The organism is Lactiplantibacillus sp. 3062, assembly GCF_055413545.1.
The window spans coordinates 1-17,101 of the sequence record NZ_JBVAYE010000012.1; the positions used below are offsets into that span (position 1 = coordinate 1).

The 17,101-nt window shown below is 44.1% G+C and carries 14 protein-coding genes; 8 read left to right on the top strand and 6 right to left on the bottom strand.

All coding sequences use genetic code 11. The annotated features are described in order from the left end of the window. The first annotated feature begins 329 nt into the window (after positions 1 to 329). Positions 330 to 845 (top strand): VanZ family protein, encoded by a 516-nt coding sequence (locus tag ACWQAU_RS13120; protein WP_003643489.1) that lies wholly within the window; start codon positions 330 to 332, stop codon positions 843 to 845. Positions 846 to 1,012: 167 nt separating this feature from the next. Here the strand turns inward: ACWQAU_RS13120 and ACWQAU_RS13125 are convergent, their stop codons facing one another. Continuing rightward, positions 1,013 to 2,002 carry a serine hydrolase domain-containing protein gene (locus ACWQAU_RS13125; protein WP_027821658.1) on the bottom strand — a complete coding sequence of 330 codons (990 nt, stop codon included), beginning with the start codon at positions 2,000 to 2,002 and terminating at the stop codon, positions 1,013 to 1,015. A 417-nt stretch (positions 2,003 to 2,419) separates the two neighbouring features. On the opposite strand from ACWQAU_RS13125, the gene pflB reads away from it, so the two are divergent. Together pflB and pflA are read left to right on the top strand one after the other, a co-directional pair. Then, positions 2,420 to 4,678, top strand: a complete 2,259-nt coding sequence (gene pflB / locus ACWQAU_RS13130) for a formate C-acetyltransferase (protein WP_003642836.1) — start codon at positions 2,420 to 2,422, stop codon at positions 4,676 to 4,678. A gap of 36 nt (positions 4,679 to 4,714) precedes the next feature. Beyond that, on the top strand, positions 4,715 to 5,536 hold the full coding sequence (gene pflA / locus ACWQAU_RS13135) for a pyruvate formate-lyase-activating protein (RefSeq protein ID WP_003642837.1): 822 nt from the start codon (positions 4,715 to 4,717) through the stop codon (positions 5,534 to 5,536). A gap of 224 nt (positions 5,537 to 5,760) precedes the next feature. On the opposite strand, the gene ACWQAU_RS13140 is transcribed toward pflA, so the two are convergent. Beyond that, positions 5,761 to 6,072, bottom strand: a complete 312-nt coding sequence (locus ACWQAU_RS13140) for a metal-sulfur cluster assembly factor (RefSeq protein WP_003643490.1) — start codon at positions 6,070 to 6,072, stop codon at positions 5,761 to 5,763. 1,060 nt (positions 6,073 to 7,132) lie between these two features. On the opposite strand from ACWQAU_RS13140, the gene ACWQAU_RS13145 reads away from it, so the two are divergent. Together ACWQAU_RS13145 and ACWQAU_RS13150 are read left to right on the top strand one after the other, a co-directional pair. After that, the gene (locus ACWQAU_RS13145) at positions 7,133 to 8,053 is read left to right on the top strand and encodes an aldo/keto reductase (RefSeq protein WP_003642839.1); all 921 of its coding nucleotides are present in this window, start codon (positions 7,133 to 7,135) and stop codon (positions 8,051 to 8,053) included. Positions 8,054 to 8,222: 169 nt separating this feature from the next. Next, the gene (locus tag ACWQAU_RS13150) at positions 8,223 to 8,747 is read left to right on the top strand and encodes an HIT family protein (RefSeq protein ID WP_003643491.1); all 525 of its coding nucleotides are present in this window, start codon (positions 8,223 to 8,225) and stop codon (positions 8,745 to 8,747) included. A 94-nt stretch (positions 8,748 to 8,841) separates the two neighbouring features. Here ACWQAU_RS13150 and ACWQAU_RS13155 read toward each other — a convergent pair whose 3' ends face one another. Then, complete coding sequence (locus ACWQAU_RS13155) at positions 8,842 to 9,087, bottom strand: YdeI/OmpD-associated family protein (protein ID WP_003642841.1); 246 nt, start codon at positions 9,085 to 9,087, stop codon at positions 8,842 to 8,844. A gap of 172 nt (positions 9,088 to 9,259) precedes the next feature. Here ACWQAU_RS13155 and ACWQAU_RS13160 point away from each other — a divergent pair, with 172 nt between their 5' ends. Then, positions 9,260 to 9,688 (top strand): hypothetical protein, encoded by a 429-nt coding sequence (locus tag ACWQAU_RS13160; RefSeq protein ID WP_003642842.1) that lies wholly within the window; start codon positions 9,260 to 9,262, stop codon positions 9,686 to 9,688. 102 nt (positions 9,689 to 9,790) lie between these two features. Here ACWQAU_RS13160 and ACWQAU_RS13165 read toward each other — a convergent pair whose 3' ends face one another. Together ACWQAU_RS13165 and ACWQAU_RS13170 are read right to left on the bottom strand one after the other, a co-directional pair. Continuing rightward, positions 9,791 to 10,432, bottom strand: coding sequence for an SGNH/GDSL hydrolase family protein (locus ACWQAU_RS13165; protein WP_011102108.1), 642 nt, complete (start codon positions 10,430 to 10,432; stop codon positions 9,791 to 9,793). 1,015 nt (positions 10,433 to 11,447) lie between these two features. Then, positions 11,448 to 13,115: a BCCT family transporter gene (locus ACWQAU_RS13170; protein ID WP_003642847.1), complete on the bottom strand. Its 1,668-nt coding sequence runs from the start codon at positions 13,113 to 13,115 to the stop codon at positions 11,448 to 11,450. A 769-nt stretch (positions 13,116 to 13,884) separates the two neighbouring features. On the opposite strand from ACWQAU_RS13170, the gene ACWQAU_RS13175 reads away from it, so the two are divergent. Both ACWQAU_RS13175 and ACWQAU_RS13180 read left to right on the top strand, forming a co-directional pair. Continuing rightward, on the top strand, positions 13,885 to 15,729 hold the full coding sequence (locus ACWQAU_RS13175; protein ID WP_015381041.1) for a heavy metal translocating P-type ATPase: 1,845 nt from the start codon (positions 13,885 to 13,887) through the stop codon (positions 15,727 to 15,729). Between the two features lie 2 nt (positions 15,730 to 15,731). Next, on the top strand, positions 15,732 to 15,911 hold the full coding sequence (locus tag ACWQAU_RS13180; protein ID WP_003642849.1) for a hypothetical protein: 180 nt from the start codon (positions 15,732 to 15,734) through the stop codon (positions 15,909 to 15,911). Positions 15,912 to 16,054: 143 nt separating this feature from the next. On the opposite strand, the gene ACWQAU_RS13185 is transcribed toward ACWQAU_RS13180, so the two are convergent. Beyond that, entirely contained in the window at positions 16,055 to 16,723 is a 669-nt protein-coding gene (locus ACWQAU_RS13185; RefSeq protein ID WP_003643496.1) for an MmcQ/YjbR family DNA-binding protein, read from the bottom strand. Between the last annotated feature and the right edge of the window lie 378 nt (positions 16,724 to 17,101).

Sequence of the window (17,101 nt, forward strand, 5' to 3'; positions counted from 1 at the left end):
ATCTAATTCCGTGTGTTAATCGCTTAACACAACTTAATCATCATAACATCTTAATCAATATCTTGTCAACAACTTTTTTAAGAAGTAACTTGATTAATTTGTCATAGTTGCCGTTGCGACAACAGAAACTATCTTACCAATTACTGAAGAAATTGTCAACAACTAATTTCAATAATTATTTGGTGGTGAGATGCATCTGCCGTAGCAGCAACGTTTACTAATATACCAATTGAAGTAAAAAGTGTCAATACTTTTTCTGAATTTCTTTTTATTAATAGTCAAACCAGCTTTCTTTCTCTATACTATTTAATTAAAGGAGCGACTAAATTATGCTAGCTTGGCTACCATTCTTTTTGATTTCATTAATGTTTATTGTTCTACTATACGCTTGTGCGCGATCAGCGCGCACAAATATCCAGCGTTTTAAGCAACTCAGTTTAATTGCCTTTCTCTGGGTCTTAACTGCTTTTTGCTATACACCTACCAGTTACAATTTTGGTACCCAACTCGTTATTCAATATATTCAATGGGGACCCGTTAAGCTGAACGTGATTCCTTTCCAACAACTTGACATTGAATTTTGGCTCAACGTTCTCCTCACTGTTCCATTGGGCGGTTTACTGGCATGGAATTTTCCCGACTTGCCTTGGCGTCGTTTTATTTGGTTGGGATTTCTTACGGGGCTAACACTCGAGCTGGGACAATTCATCCTTGACTGGTTGGTTAACCTCAAACGTTGGGTTGATATCGATGATGTCATCACAAATTGGGCTGGTGTCATTATCGGTGCCGCTGGTTATAAAATTGCACGTCATGTTCCCGGACTTCGCTGGTTGCAAAAATAACGTATATATAGAAGCAAAAAGCAAAATAGCGTTTGTTTAGCACCCACAAGTGCCAAACACTTCAGCGGTCTAGCTGTCATGAAATCGTAATTAAATAAGCGTCGCAGCCTTAAGTGGCTGCGACGCTTATTTAATTTAACTACTAACTATTAATGAAGCTGCCATCATCAGGATTCAAAAAACAGATCGAATACTCGCTTACGATCTTGGTTCCAGACCTGATTGTCACTAGTTGGATAAACTCGATTTGTTAACACAACCAGCCCAATTTGACGATCCAAATCAAAAGCAACTGCCGGGCCAGTAAAACCAGTATGGAAATATTGATGTCGTCCCGCACGTCGTTCCCAACCTAACGTCCGGCCATTTTCGTCATACTCGCCTAACCAGTCAAAGACATTTTCATCCAGCACCCGTTTGCCTTGATATTCACCAAAGTTTAACATCATTTCAATAAATACGGATAAATCCGTCAGCGTTGAGAACAAGCCTGCATGACCACTCTCACCATTCAACAAAAAGGCTTTATAATCATGCACCTGTCCTTGAATCTGACCCCGCCGCGGATCAAACTCCGTCGGCACAAACCGAATCTTCGGACGATTTAAGTTATAACCCGTATTGGTCATCGCTAGTGGATAGCAAACGTGGTCTTGAATACTCCGAGCCAATGAGCCGTCAACCGCACGAATAATCCATCCCAATAAAATAAATCCCAGGTCTGAATAGACATACGTTGTCCCTGGTGCCGTGACGAGTGGCGCATCATAAACCGCTTTGATCAGATCTTCACGTTGCATCTTATCCAGGTTATCAATATCTGCCGGTAGCCCACTATTATGAAGTAACAAGTTTTTAATCGTTATTTCAGGATGAGTGAACCCAGGTAAAAACCGGGCAACCGAGTCCGTTAAATGAATCGTGTGGTCCGATAACAACTGAAAAATCCTCGTCGTGGTCCCTACAACCTTAGTTACCGATGCTAGGTCATAAATCATCGCAGGATCTAAGCTCACGGCAAACTCATCGCGGCCCTGCTTACCATGATAGTATTGATTGATACCTTTAGGGGTGATCAAGCTAAACGACGCCCCATAAATGTCGCCAGCTTCAATACAACTGTCAATATATTGTTCAATTTTTTCGAGCATCCGCATTACGCCCACCTTTCACTACATTCACTAGTTTCTGCTTATCTTCTTTATGATAACGAACTTCCTCATAAAATCAACGGCAAACGCTTTTAACACCCTCCACACCTCGTTGCACTTTTTATTAATTAACTAGTTAAACACTTGTTACATTATGGACAATATTCCACTTATATATCAAAACAAGTCTTGTTTTTAGCCGTTTTCTAAATATAATTAAGTGAATTACCAATGCCTATCTAGCTATGTAAGTACTGTTATATCAACGTTAATAGTCAACTTTTCAATAATAGATTGCAAAAAAATAACCCAAACGTGAAATAAATCACCTGAAAGCGGTTACAAATCCAGCAAAAAATGTTATGATTCAAATATAGAATTTTATCAATCATTTGATTGGATTCAAATTATGGAGGCGAGAAAATGATTACATCAGAAAAGACAACAAAACCAGCAGCTTGGAAAGGTTTCAAAGGCGGGCACTGGCAGGAAGAAATCAACATTCGTGATTTTATTCAAAATAACTTCACACAGTACAATGGCGACGAAAGCTTCCTGGCCGGACCAACAGCCGCTACTAAGACCTTGAATGACAAAGTCTTAGAATTAAAGAAACAAGAACGTGCCGCTGGTGGTGTGTTGGATGCTGATACTAAAGTCGTTGCAACGATTACTTCACACGGCCCTGGTTATATTCAAAAAGATCTCGAAAAGATTGTTGGTCTCCAGACTGACAAGCCTTTGAAGCGGGCCTTCATGCCATTTGGTGGTATTCGAATGGCTGATGACGCTTTGAAATCATACGGTTATACCCCTGATGAAGAAAACGACAAGATTTTCACTGAATATCGCAAGACTCATAACCAAGGCGTCTTCGACGTTTATACTCCTGACATGCGGAAAGCACGTCACTACAAGATCATCACCGGACTACCAGATGCATACGCACGTGGCCGTCTCATTCCTGATCTTCCACGGGTCGCTGTTTATGGGATCGATCGTTTAATGGAAGACAAAGCTAATGACTTTGCCCACATTGGTGATGGTGAATTGACTGATGATGTTATTCGCCTCCGTGAAGAAGTTCAAGATCAATACCGTGCTTTAGCAGATATGAAGAAGATGGCTGCCAGTTATGGCTACGATATTAGCAAGCCTGCAACTAATGCTCAAGAAGCTATTCAATGGATGTACTTCGCTTACTTAGCTGCTATCAAGACCCAAAACGGTGCTGCAATGTCCGTTGGCCGGATTGATACAACGATGGACATCTTCATCCAACGTGACTTGGACAATGGTGTTCTGGACGAAAGCCAAGCTCAAGAATTAATTGATCAATTCGTCATGAAACTACGGATGGTTCGGTTCATCCGTACTGAAGAATACAATTCTCTCTTCTCTGGTGACCCAATCTGGGCAACCTTATCAATGTGTGGTTTAGGCGTCGACGGTCAACACCATGTGACTAAGACCGCTTTCCGGATCTTAAAGACTTTGGACAACATGGGCGCCGCACCAGAACCAAACATCACGATTTTATGGTCAGACCGCTTACCAGAAGACTTCAAACGTTACGCAACTGAAGTTTCAATCGACAGTTCAACCATTCAGTATGAAAATGATGACTTGATGCGGGTACAATGGGGTACCGATTATTATGGTATTGCTTGCTGTGTTTCCGCACAACCAATTGCTGATGGAATCCAGTACTTCGGTGCCCGGGCAAACTTAGCCAAAGCGATTCTTTATGCCATCAATGGTGGCCGCGACGAAATTGCTGGAGATCAAGTTGGCCCTGCTTACGAACCAATTACTTCAGAATACATCGATTACGACGAATTCATGAAGAAATTAGACAAGCAAATGGATTGGTTAGCTGACACTTACGTTAACTCACTGAATGCAATTCATTATATGCATGATAAGTACTACTATGAAGCTGCCCAATTAGCTTTGAAGAATACTGATCTTGATCGGACCTTTGCAACTGGGATTTCTGGCTTATCACATGCCGCGGATTCAATCTCAGCTATCAAGTATGGTCACGTTAAAGTAATTCGTGACGAACGTGGTATCGCCGTTGACTTCAAAGCCGACAATGACTACCCACGTTATGGGAACAATGACGATCGCGCTGATGACATTGCTAAATGGTTAGTCAAAGAATTATACAGCAAGATGAACACGCATCACCTCTATCGGAATGCCAAACTTTCAACTTCTGTTTTGACGATTACTTCCAACGTTGTGTATGGTAAGAACACTGGTACCACACCAAATGGCCGTCAAAAAGGCGAACCATTCTCACCAGGTGCTAACCCTGCATACGGTGCTGAAAAGAGTGGTGCATTAGCTTCACTTCTTTCAACTGCAAAATTACCATACCGTTACGCAACTGACGGGATTTCCAACACGTTCGGCGTTACCCCTAACACGTTAGGCCATGACCTCGAATCACGGAAAGACACGTTAGTAAACATGTTAGACGGTTACATGAAGAACGATGGGATGCACTTGAACATCAACGTCTTCAATAAAGACACTTTGATTGATGCTCAGAAACACCCTGAAGAATACCCAACATTAACGGTTCGGGTTTCTGGCTACTGTGTCTACTTCGCAGATTTAACCAAGGAACAACAAGATGACGTTATTTCACGGACATTCTTCGAATCAATGTAACATTTAATCTTTAATAGTTAAGAAGGCGAAAGGCTCATGGAAAACAAACAAGTTTCAACAACGCAAGCGGCGGCAAAGGAGCCTTTGATAGGCTACGTTCACTCCATCGAAACGTTTGGCTCCGTTGACGGACCAGGTATCCGTTACGTGGCATTCCTTCAAGGATGCCACATGCGTTGCCAATACTGTCACAACCCTGATACTTGGAAACTCAACGTTGGCGATCAAATGACGGCCGACGAGATTCTCGAAGACGCGGCTAAATACCGGGCTTTCTGGGGCAAGACGGGTGGCATCACAGTCAGTGGTGGTGAATCACTGGTACAAATCGACTTCATCTTAGACTTATTCGAAAAAGCCAAGGCGATGAATATCAGTACTTGTCTGGATACCTCTGGACAGCCTTTTACCCGAGAACAACCTTTCTTTGACAAGTTCGAACGTCTAATGAAGGTCACGGACATTTCGTTGGTCGACATTAAGCACATCGATTCTGCCAAACACAAGCAGTTGACCCAGTATGGGAACGAAAATATCTTGGATATGATTCAGTACATGGCCCAACACCACGATGATATGTGGATTCGTCACGTCCTGGTTCCCCAACGGACTGATTACGATGAAGACTTGAAGAAACTCGGCGATTACATTGCTAAGATTCCAAACGACGTCGTTCAAAAAGTCGAAGTATTGCCGTACCATACTTTGGGCGTTAAAAAATATCATGAAATGAAGATCAAGTACCGGCTTGAAGGAATCGAGTCTCCAACCCAAGATCGGGTGGCAAATGCCGAAAAACTACTGCACACCGCTGATTACAACGGGTACAAGACATGGATGCCATTGCCAAAACTTTAAATCGGCATTTCTAGCATGACTAAAACACCAGCGATACAATCGTCTACGGATGGTTGTGTCACTGGTGTTTTTTTGCTGGCTCGACGCATGCACGTATTGCTGGCTGGAATTAGTACAGTGGCACGCAAAAAAGGCGCCGCAAGCCTAAACCAGCAACGTCTTTCCTTAATCATGCCCTATCCAATGACCGTCAGCCCTTGAACTAGCTGCGAACAGGCCGGCCACTAACTATGAATGCCTAGTTCCATTCGAGCTTCGCGGGACATCATACTTTCGTTCCAAGCAGGTTCCCACACAATCTCAATCTCGATATTGTTAACTTCTGGTAATTTGATCAGTTCATCGTGAATGTCCTTAGCCAACCATTCGGTCAAAGGACAGCCCGCAATGGTCAACGTCATGGTAATTTCAGCGGTCCCCTCCGCCGTCAATTGTGCATCATAGATCAACCCCAAGTTAACTAGATCAATTCCTAATTCAGGGTCAATGACATGTCCTAGCGCCTCGAAGGCCCGGTCTTTAAACGTTGTTGTCATCGTATCTCGTCCTTCCATACCAGCTTGAATTCACTGATTAATCACGCCAACGTTTCGCGGTATAAGTGCCACCACACTTGATACACGTCATCGTTATATAAAGCGCTTTCTTGTCTACTTCTATTGTACCGTATGTCAGCCCATATTCAATCAATTATTAGCGCTAATTAGCCGACTTTTCAAACGATCGGTCAATCAGCAAATTATGCGACTATTTCTCGAAAAAATTTACTATAATCCCCGATATAGCAGCGTTTTGAGTCACTATTGATTTTTATTGCGAATTCGCGGTTGTTTTTGTTGTAAGCGTTTGCGGTTTATGCTATTATACTAAGTGAGGAAAGGAATTAATCCTCGATTAGCAAAGCTTCTCAAAAGAGTTTGGCTGTCGCTGTAATGTTAGACAGCTAGTATCACAGTTTGGGTCGTTATCGAAACCGTTTTAAGCGCCGTGAAGCGTTATCGGTCTAGCGAGTGTCGTGAGATTTACGTTGGATGACTGAACGTTGACCCTTAGATAAACGATAACCGCAAAGAATTAATTGGCATTAGAATGACGAACAGATTTTAACTAAGTTTTAGTTGGAAACAGGTGTCTCCGATGACCAGTTGTTAGTTCCACATTACCAGTTCCATTTGTAGACTCAGGTATTACAAAGTTTAAACGGAGGTGCATGTCTGTTACGAAGACATTCCCAAGTTTTAAACGCGAGTTTGACTTTCGTTAAAACCCGTCTAACGAGTCGCAATCAAGTAACAACCTTACTTTAGATCGACTATAGCAGATAGTTACAATAAATACGGGTTAGTCCGTTAGAAGTTGGACACGCGTAAAATTGAATAGCATGAAGGTGTATCATATTAACACTGAACAATTTTTCATTGCTAATCAGGATTATTCCTCATAAGTAGAACTCAAGTAGAGAAGCCTTGGGTTCTATTTTTTTTGCTCTAAAATCAGATTTACCAACAGTCGGCACCAGACGTAACCGTTTACATCCTCTTACGAAAACCGTATACTGAATTTAAATCAAGTTGCACATTGAGGAGGACTTTAGTTTTGAAAACGATTAATTTAGGTCACAGCAATATTCAAGCTTCCAGCGTGGCGCTTGGCATCATGCGCATGGACGCCTTGGATGTCGCTCAAGCCACCAAGGTTATCGATACCGCTGCTGATTTAGGCATCAATTACGTTGATTCAGCTGATATCTACGGTGGTGGTCAATCATCGACCATCTTCGGTCAAGCACTCAAGCAGGCTCACGTATCGCGTGATCAGCTCTATATTCAGTCAAAAGGCGGCATTGTTCCTGGCAAGCGTTACGACTTTTCCAAACAGCACATACTGGCAGCCGTGGATGGCGAGCTTCAACGCTTAGGTGTTGATTATCTCGACACCTTCCTCCTCCATCGACCGGACGCCCTGATGGAACCCGAAGAAGTTGCTGCCGCTTTTGACAAGTTGCAAACTAGCGGCAAGGTGCGCCACTTTGGCGTCTCTAACTTCAATCCCATGCAAGTTGACATGCTTCAAGCGGCACTAAACCAACGGCTCATCATCAACCAACTCCAATTTGGTATCATGCATACCGGTGCGATCGACTTTGGCTTGCACACGAACATGCAGGACGAACGTAGTCTTAACCACGACGGCGAGATGATCGAATACTCACGGCTCCATAAGATGACGATTCAAGCTTGGTCGCCTTATCAATACGGTAACTTCGCGGGTATCTTCTTAGACAATCCGAAGTTTCCAGAACTTAATAATGCCATGCAAGCACTCGCCGATGAGAAACAGGTCACTAAATCAGCTATTGCGACCGCATGGATTCTCCGGCACCCAGCCCACTTCCAAGTCGTCCTTGGTACGATGAATCCGGAACATCTAGCTCAAAATGCTGCTGGAGCAGACGTTACGCTTTCTCGGCAAGAATGGTACGACATTTACTTTGCAGCTGGCAACGATTTACCTTAATCACGATCGACCTAACAGAATTGACGATTAGTTTTTACAATCAAAACGACGACCCCAAATCAGGATTGATTTTCAGGTCGTCGTTTTTTAGACGTTTCACTAACATTTTTGATGTACTCACCACATCTACGCGTATACTTAATCTTATCAAGACTCAGGAGGCGAGCGAATGACATCCACTTGCACGATCTGTGAACGAATCAAACTAATTCAGGCACATCAGAATCCTTATTTCGTTTACGAACTCACAACGGGCTACGTGGTCCTTGCTGATAGCCAGTACTTTGAAGGCTACACGCTCTTTTTAGCCAAACATCACGTTACCGAATTACATCATTTACCGGCACACGAGAAGTTACGATACCTTGAAGAGATGAGTATCGTCCAGGAAGCTTGTGCGCAGGCCTTTCATGCAGACAAAATGAACATTGAACTACTCGGGAATGGTGACGCGCATGTTCATTGGCACTTATTTCCTCGCCATAACGGTGATACGCCCAACCCCGGTCCCGTCTGGTGGACACCGCTGGAAACAATTTATGGTGATGATGTCAGTCTAGACATTCCCCGTTTAAGCCGGTTGAAGCGCACGCTCAGCGTAGCAATTGAGGCCACGCTTAATGCTCGGGAAGCAGAATTGCAGGCTTTAGAGGCACTCACAAGGCCTGCTAGCCACAGAATTGACAGCAATTAGACCAAATCAGGACCCAGACCCGCTTAGATCTTGGTGGCTACACCCCAATTCTTAATCGCAATCCGTCACCGTATTTCAAATTGCCAAAATCCACCTATTTATCCGGCCGACTATCATACGCTCGCTTAGATTTATAGCCAGCTCGAAAAACCGTCTTCATAACTTCAATGTGCCGTTCCTTAGTTGCTTGTGCCTTAGTTCCAAAAATAAAGCGGGCCCATTCGCGCTGATAACCAGGTGTCAAAGCCACAAAGAACGTTTGCAATTCAGCATCAACCGCTAACAATTCGGTTACCGCCGGAATATTTTTTTCAAATGAACTGAGGGGTGCTGTACTCATAATCAAACCTCCGATTAGTTTTACTTAAATTTACTGTAAGAAAGGGAAAATCCCTAATTTTCAGGTTTTTATATTTCGAATTTTCATAAAATTGCGCTATCATTATAGTATAAGTATTATTATTTGACTACTATAATTAACCATACTGCTATTCACCAAGGGGAGCCCTGCTATGCCAAAATTTGATATCACCCTCATCAGTCCCGAACGCGCTAAAGCGATGTTGACTGAATATAAAGAACAACGTAAGAACTCTGTCCCACATCTGGCCCATCCTGGCCGCTATATCTTGCCGGATTACAAATTAACTCGTCGCCGGGCCGCATTCAAAATTGTTAAACATACCTTTTTAACGCCCCACTACAAGTCTTACGTTGCCATGGACTCTGACAACGGCCACACACTCTGGTTTCATAATTTCGGTTCCCTAACCGAAGCTTTATTCTGGTTAGAAACCGGCCTTAAAATCAGCGATACCGACTCCCATTCTAACTACAAGGAATGGATGGCTAAGCACACTACGGAAATCGAAACCTTCAAAGACTTGCTGCGCGAGCAGAAGCATAAACAAGGGCCCAAGACTAAGAAAAAAGCCAAGTAGCCCGTTTTGACACCTAGATTCAGATAAGCAGCAGTACGCTCATTAGCGTGCTGCTGCTTTTATTTACGATCAACTGTGCCATTCATTACTGACTAGGCCAACCTAAAAGTGGCTATCCAAAAACGACTGCAGCTTGCGTGCAATCACGCGATGACCGGCATTGTTCGGATGCAAAGTATCCACCGAATAAATGGCCGCTTGAGCGGGAATCGCAAACGTCATTCCCGCATCACGGTACAAGCTCAAATGTGGGACGCCATAGTCTGCAGTCATCTGGGCAATCGCTGCTTCATAATCTGACTGACGATACCCGAGACCATTAGTCACCGCACTAAAACTGCCCCCAAAATCAGAGCCAATATGAATTGCTGAAATAAATAATTTCGGCACGGTCGGCCAATTCGTCTGTAATCCCGTCAGTAACATCATTAACGCGCCATAAAATGTCGTCATATCGCAATCACCGTATTGCCCTAACGGCTGATCCCGACCATAGTCATTGACGCCCCCAAAGACAGCAATAAAATCAGCATCTTCAGGAATAGCTTGATAGCGCACCGCCATCGCATCGTAGCGACTCCCAATCGTTGAACCAGAGATTCCCAAATTATCGCTCCGCTCGACATCCCAATCAGCCGCCAAAATATCATGATAATGCACCGTCGCCAACCCATTATTCGCCGTAATCGAATCTCCCAACCACGCCGGCCGCTTAAAACTAACATGCCCATTACTAATCGCCATAGCCAATCCTCCCTTTACTATCATCGCTATCATTCTAATCCATCCCACCTGAATTATGGTAGAAAGATGCCTTTTAGGGTTGGTTTTCTGTTCGTCAGCCGGTGAGCGTCCTATTCCGACCTCCGGGGCTGGGTGACAATTGCTGGAACGCAGCCGACATCGATTTGAGCTAACGCATAACCCGCGTCATCTCAAATACGAGTCTTATTCTAAGCCGGAAGGAAATCACTTCCGACTAAGAATAATTTGGCTACTGAGCATTGTCACCCAGCCCCTCCAGTCTCAAGCCACGGGTTGAAGCCGAGCATTGTCTAGCCAACGGATTAATGCGGTTTGGACATTTGTCCGTTGGCATAGCAAGCACAGACTTTAGTGGCACCGAACACGTTTCGGTAAGCCGCCCGAATGGCTGATGAACGGCCACTTAACTTGGTGCAATTGGTCGTTGGCTATTTTGATACCGGAACTTTAAACGAGACGTTAGGGTTACCCTAACCACTTTGTTGAGGTGTTCTATTATTACTATAGTAATTCCGAAATAGCGAGCTATCCCAATATCTTTTCGACCTAACAGTTGATTAATAAAATTACTGTTTATGGAGAACAATGACAAATTCATCAAAAGTTGGGTATATCTTCGTCCACCATTCGAATACTGTCCCGAATGGAAGGCGTTTCGGCCAATGCTCAGCGGTGAAATTCCACTTAGCAAGCGTCCTTGGATTGGTTAGTAGAAGACCAGTATTTAAGACGTGGTCTTCGGCTTAAATCTGTGTCCACCGCGTTCCAGCAATTGGCAGAAATGCCTGGAGAGCGGCGTAGGACGAACGAACTAAGCAGGTTTACGCTAACCGGAACTGTTTCCAGCGGGCCTAAGCTGGTGGCTGTTGACTTTAAATAAAGGCATCTTTCTACCATTATTTCAAACAGGTGGGCCAATCTTAAAAGGCTCGTATTATGGAAATCCATAATACGAGCCTAGTTTAATTGATATATTTAGTTCAACTGAGTAGCGCTAATCGGCTTCCGTTTCACGTTTCCGTGCAGTACGCCGTTCGCGTGCGTAGTCAGTTTTAGTTGTGATTTCAACGTCACGTGCTAGCCGTTTCCGGCGTGCTAATTCAGCTGCTTTGGCATTGGCTTTCGCAGCTTCCTTGACTGGATCAGTCGTTAAGTCGTGATGGATCGAGTACAGTAAGACGAGCGCGACAATCGTTAATGGGAAGCCAGACATCGCACAGATGGACTGAATCGATTCAAAGCCACCGACCGTGACAAGCCCCAATGAGAAGACTAGGAAGATAACGACCCAGCTCATCCGATTGAAACGACTTGGTTGTTCCCCCGCGGCCAACTTTTTACTAGTAAATGACGAGGTAATGAAGGCAAATGAAGATACCGTCGTTGCTAAGAAAATAAAGCAAGATAGGCAGTACAAAGCCAGCATAATCATCTTCAATGGTAAGGTCGACAATACTGCTGCAATCACAGCGGCTTGTCCTTGCGTATTTAAGATATGAACTAAGTTAACGATGCCCATCCGTTGCAAGTATAAGGCATAACCACCCAAGATGGCGTAGAAACTGACACAACCTAATGAGCCCCATAGCAACATACCACCGAGTACCTGACGAATCGTCCGGCCCCGAGAAATCCGGGCAATGAATAAGCCCATGACTGGCATAAAGGATAACCACCAGCCCCAGTAGAAGATCGTCTGCCGTTGCATGGCCGTTGCGTGACCATTTGGTGCAGTATTCGTGCTCAACGTAATAAACTTATTGACAAACAAGCCAATACTATTAGTTTCTGAGTTTAAAATATACAAAGTTGGGCCAACAATTAAAACAACGATTAGGAAGCCAATCGCTAACCAAACATGGGCAGCACTTAGCCGACCGATTCCCTTCTTCAAGCCATTAAAAACAGCCATGGCGAAAATTACGAATAATAAGGCAAATAACCCTAACTTTAAAGTCATCGTATCGGCAATCCCGGTAACGGCACTCAAAACTTTTGAAATGACGGGGATTTCCATCCCGACTGAAGTACCAACACCACCCATAATCCCAATAATAACGAGAAAATCAATCGTATTCCGGGCAATTTGCTTACCCTTACCAGGACCTTGTAGTACTGAAATTGCGGCACTGAGCCGCTGAACCTTGATGTGTTTAACATACATTGCATAGGCAATTGCAATCGTGGCTGGCGCAAACATCATCCACGCCATTGGTCCCCAATTAAATTGTCCCAGCATGTGCGCATAATTATATGCAGAAGTTGAAAACGGCTTGACGCCGAATGAAGGGCTTTGGAGGTACCGTAACGGGTCAACCATGCTCAACATTAAAATGCTGGCATCGATCCCGGTCGCGTAAACCATACTGCCCCAGTGATACGTTGAAAATTCTGGTTTGTCATCAGGATCACCAAGTTTGGTTTTCCCTAACTTACTAAACCCTAAGTAAATGAAAAAGATAAAAGTGATCACATATACCGACATATAAAGCCAGCTCATGTTATTTGTGAGCCAGTTCAAGATGCCACTTAAACTCGTCTCCAGCGAATGGCCCCCCATTAATAAAACAACGGAAGCCGCCGCAAAGAGCCCAATTGTTGGTAAATAGACCCACCAATCAATATTCTTACTTTTTAAAATAATAAACCTGCTACTGAGCATATACTCTCTATATTTAGATCAAATTCGTGGTTCTTCCTACCAGCAATGGTAGTCCCCACGCGTAAATTTCCGACTAGCAATCGGTACACCCCTCCGAGTTAATCCTCGGAGCACTCAGCACCCTGACTGTATCAGGTTTGACCGGCATTGTCATCCGCATTCTGTTTGTGCTAACTCAAAATCAGTAGCAGAATTTCCTTCTTTCCGTTGGTTGAATCCGGACAACGCCATACTGACAAATGATTTTTAATTGCTTAATCGACGTTGGTGTTCATCTTGTTTAGCTAGTGTTTCTATTACCATCGTGCCTTTAGCACACGACCGTCGTCACACCACGTAACGATTAATGGTTACACTGCTCTTGCTAATAGATAACCCCCTTGAATCACCAGATAAGCCCACCGCACAACTGTTAGATTAATTGCTTGGTGCACCAAAAAAGCGCTTAGTACCGGGTAACAAGTTACCACCTGCACAGCGCACGTTGGCTTATACAAATGCTGATTTCAGTATTTTCTGATATCTGATGTTCGTTTATAAGTATACTAGTATTAAATCAGAAGTAAAATCAACCATTTTGAGCCGTCGAGGCCTAACCCGTCAAGGATTAGACGAGTTTTACACCCATATTTTTTTTGAAACTTTTTAAAAGTTTTCGTAATAATTAGTTTTTAGTTTAGAATCATTCTTATCTGTTTCAATTAAACCGATTTCATGTTATTCTTGTAACAAGTAAAAAAACGTTATCATCTAAAAGGAGGGGAACTGCATGCGGCACTACTATAAATTAATTTTAACGGTCAGCGTCGGTATCATTGCGGTTATTTTACAGTTTGGTTTGCACTACCAATTGGCAGCACAAATCATCATTACATTAATGGGGTCACTTATGGCCTTATCAATGTTAGTTGAGATGATCAAAACCTTACGTTCAGGTAAGTACGGGGTTGATTTATTAGCAATTACGGCGATTGTGGCAACACTAGCTGTCGGCGAATATTGGGCTAGCCTTGTCGTTCTAATTATGCTCACTGGGGGTGACTCGTTAGAAGATTATGCGGCCAAACGAGCGAATACCGAATTGAAAGCCTTGCTCGATAATTCACCACGTATTGCCCACCGCTCAGTCGCCGGCCAATTAACAGATATTGCCGTTGAAGATGTCCAAATTGGTGATCAGCTAGTCGTCAAACCTGGTGAGCTAGTTCCAGTAGACGGTCACCTTATTCAAGGAACGGCACTCTTTGATGAATCTTCATTGACGGGTGAATCTAAACCAGTCGACAAGCACGTTGGCGATGACATTATGTCTGGTGCGGTCAACGGCGATAGTGCCGTTACAATGGTTGTTGATAAATTAGCCATTGATAGTCAATACCAACAGTTAGTCAAATTGGTTAAAGAATCCGAATCACGACCAGCCAAATTCGTACGGCTGGCCGATCGCTATGCAGTCCCATTCACCTTGGTAGCATACGTCATTGCCGGAGTAGCTTGGGCATTCAGCGGTGATCCCCACCGATTTGCAGAAGTCCTCGTAGTGGCTTCACCTTGCCCGCTGATTCTCGCCGCACCCGTTGCACTCGTCTCAGGGATGAGCCGAACTAGTCGAAACGGAATCGTGGTCAAGACTGGGGACATGTTGGAGAAGTTATCTACGGCTAAGTCCGCCGCGTTTGATAAGACGGGGACCATTACCAGTGGTCAATTAACAGTCAACCAAATTGTTCCTCAGCCTGGTTTTACTGCCGAACAAATCTTGCACCTCGCAGCGAGCGCTGAACAAAACTCAAGTCATATCCTGGCCCGCTCACTCGTCAAGTATGCGAGTGCCACTAGCCTCAGCCCGGCAACACAATTAGCAGAAGTAACGGGTAATGGGGTCACGGCAACGATTGAGCAGCAACAGGTCAAAGTGGGCAAACTTAAATTCGTCGCACCGACTACAACCGCCAAGCCACTTGCTACCACTGCTATCTACGTCGGCATTGATGACCAGTACGCGGGTTACATCACGTTTATCGACAATGTCCGCCCCGAAGCAGCCGCCACGCTTCAAGCACTCCACGCTGAGGGCGTTCAAAACGTCATGATGCTTACTGGTGACCAACAGGCAATTGCTGATCATATTGCCGCCGATGTCGGTATCGATACCGTTGCTGCCGACCTCCTACCCGCAGATAAGATTGCCCACTTAAAGGCTGTACCAGCGGCCGAACGCCCCGTTATCATGGTTGGTGATGGTGTTAATGACGCGCCTTCCTTGGCTGTTGCTGACGTCGGCATTGCCATGGGCGCCCATGGCTCAACTGCTGCTAGTGAATCGGCCGACGTCGTCATCTTAAAAGACGATCTCAGTCGCGTGGTCACGGCGGTGCGCATTGCTAAAGATACCATGCAAGTGGCTAAACAAGCCGTTTGGATTGGGATTGCTATCTGTACGATCTTGATGTTGATTGCCAGCACTGGTATCATTCCGGCACTCTTTGGCGCTATGCTTCAAGAAGTTGTTGATACGGTCTCAATTCTTTGGGCGCTACGTGCATTACGGGATCGGCCACAATCATCAGTCTCATCAACAACCACAACTCCCATAACAAAGGATGTGAGCTAACCATGCCAGAATGGCTCTTACGATGGGCACAATCGGCACTGACTTTTGTCGTTGTTTTAACGTTCGTTTCAGTCGTTTTACTCAACGTACCACTAAAAGAAGCAATTCTCGTTGATTTTGCTTACATGCTATTAACGCTCGCCTTCGATTGGTACCGCAGTCGGCACCATGCCTCGCGCTAATTATTCAATCTAATAGTCACTAACGATGGTTTTACCAAGCATTAATCAAAAAAATCGTTCCCAGATGTCTTCTTGGGAACGATTTTTTTAGTTAATGCTCAATGCTTCGGTTTAGGGTGAGACCGTCCACTTACATTCAAGCCTTACTTGGCCAACATATAACTAACTTTTACGTCGTCCATAATCGTGGCAAGTGGTACCACATCATCAAGCAAAATTGAATACCAATGTTTCTTATTCATATGATAGCCCGGTAAATAATGTTGTCCATCAATCAGCATAGATAAGTCTTCTGGGCGCGCTCGCAAATCTAATACCGTCACAACATGTGTTGCGCCCGGCAACGCCAGTTTATCGGAAGTTACCGTCAATAATGCGCCATACCATTTGTGCGTGTCTGAGCGTCGCCAAACCGCGTTTTGTGGAAATTTAGGCCACAAGAACTCAAGATCGTCACCATAAACAGCTTTGACTTGCGCAATCAGCTTACGCTCCGGGGTCGATTGGAAGACGTCATTATCGTAACAATGCTGTTCGATGTTGTATAAAACATCTTGATAGGCCTGCGCTACTTGACCTACAAACTGACCATGGGCTTGGGATGTCAGGTGTAAAACATATACTTCACTAGTCGTCGTATCCGTTAATGTCGTGTTCAGACTGCCATCAGTGTTCAACTCGATTATCATTTCAAATTGGCCTTGCATAATTAAAATTCGGAACTGATACTGACCATTCTGATTGGGTTCAAATCCAAACTGACTGAGTTTGCTCATATTGACCCGTTTATTCTCAAATCTAACTCTTGCCATCTGCTGCGCCTCCAACTTCATTCCCACTTATCCTGAATGTGATGCTCGACTATTGCAATCCACAAACAAGTCAACGCACTCGTTGTCGTTTGATAGCCGCTATATCATTTTATAAGTAATCACCCGTAAGGCCAATTCAATTGACCATTGCTGTGTTAGTAAGCCGACCTTTCACAACAATTACCATTGTTCCAATCAGCCAATACTTGCGCTAAAGCTCAGCTAATCTTGAAAAGACTTCACTAACTCGTTTTTATTGTTTTTTTATACCCGTCCAGCCACAATCTATGGCACAATAGTTGATAAGTACTGGCAATTGATGACCTACTTGGTTCTTTAAACCAGCATAACACAATCATTTTGGCTCGTGGTATTAAC

What these genes read in the sequence shown, in the direction of transcription:
- ACWQAU_RS13160 (WP_003642842.1), top strand. Translation starts at nt 9,260, where the DNA reads ATGCCAAAATTTGATATCACCCTCATCAGTCCCGAACGCGCTAAAGCG.
- ACWQAU_RS13125 (WP_027821658.1), bottom strand. Translation starts at nt 2,002, where the DNA reads ATGCGGATGCTCGAAAAAATTGAACAATATATTGACAGTTGTATTGAA.
- ACWQAU_RS13185 (WP_003643496.1), bottom strand. Translation starts at nt 16,723, where the DNA reads ATGGCAAGAGTTAGATTTGAGAATAAACGGGTCAATATGAGCAAACTC.
- ACWQAU_RS13165 (WP_011102108.1), bottom strand. Translation starts at nt 10,432, where the DNA reads ATGGCGATTAGTAATGGGCATGTTAGTTTTAAGCGGCCGGCGTGGTTG.
- pflA (WP_003642837.1), top strand. Translation starts at nt 4,715, where the DNA reads ATGGAAAACAAACAAGTTTCAACAACGCAAGCGGCGGCAAAGGAGCCT.
- ACWQAU_RS13175 (WP_015381041.1), top strand. Translation starts at nt 13,885, where the DNA reads ATGCGGCACTACTATAAATTAATTTTAACGGTCAGCGTCGGTATCATT.
- ACWQAU_RS13180 (WP_003642849.1), top strand. Translation starts at nt 15,732, where the DNA reads ATGCCAGAATGGCTCTTACGATGGGCACAATCGGCACTGACTTTTGTC.
- ACWQAU_RS13120 (WP_003643489.1), top strand. Translation starts at nt 330, where the DNA reads ATGCTAGCTTGGCTACCATTCTTTTTGATTTCATTAATGTTTATTGTT.
- pflB (WP_003642836.1), top strand. Translation starts at nt 2,420, where the DNA reads ATGATTACATCAGAAAAGACAACAAAACCAGCAGCTTGGAAAGGTTTC.
- ACWQAU_RS13140 (WP_003643490.1), bottom strand. Translation starts at nt 6,072, where the DNA reads ATGACAACAACGTTTAAAGACCGGGCCTTCGAGGCGCTAGGACATGTC.
- ACWQAU_RS13150 (WP_003643491.1), top strand. Translation starts at nt 8,223, where the DNA reads ATGACATCCACTTGCACGATCTGTGAACGAATCAAACTAATTCAGGCA.
- ACWQAU_RS13170 (WP_003642847.1), bottom strand. Translation starts at nt 13,115, where the DNA reads ATGCTCAGTAGCAGGTTTATTATTTTAAAAAGTAAGAATATTGATTGG.
- ACWQAU_RS13155 (WP_003642841.1), bottom strand. Translation starts at nt 9,087, where the DNA reads ATGAGTACAGCACCCCTCAGTTCATTTGAAAAAAATATTCCGGCGGTA.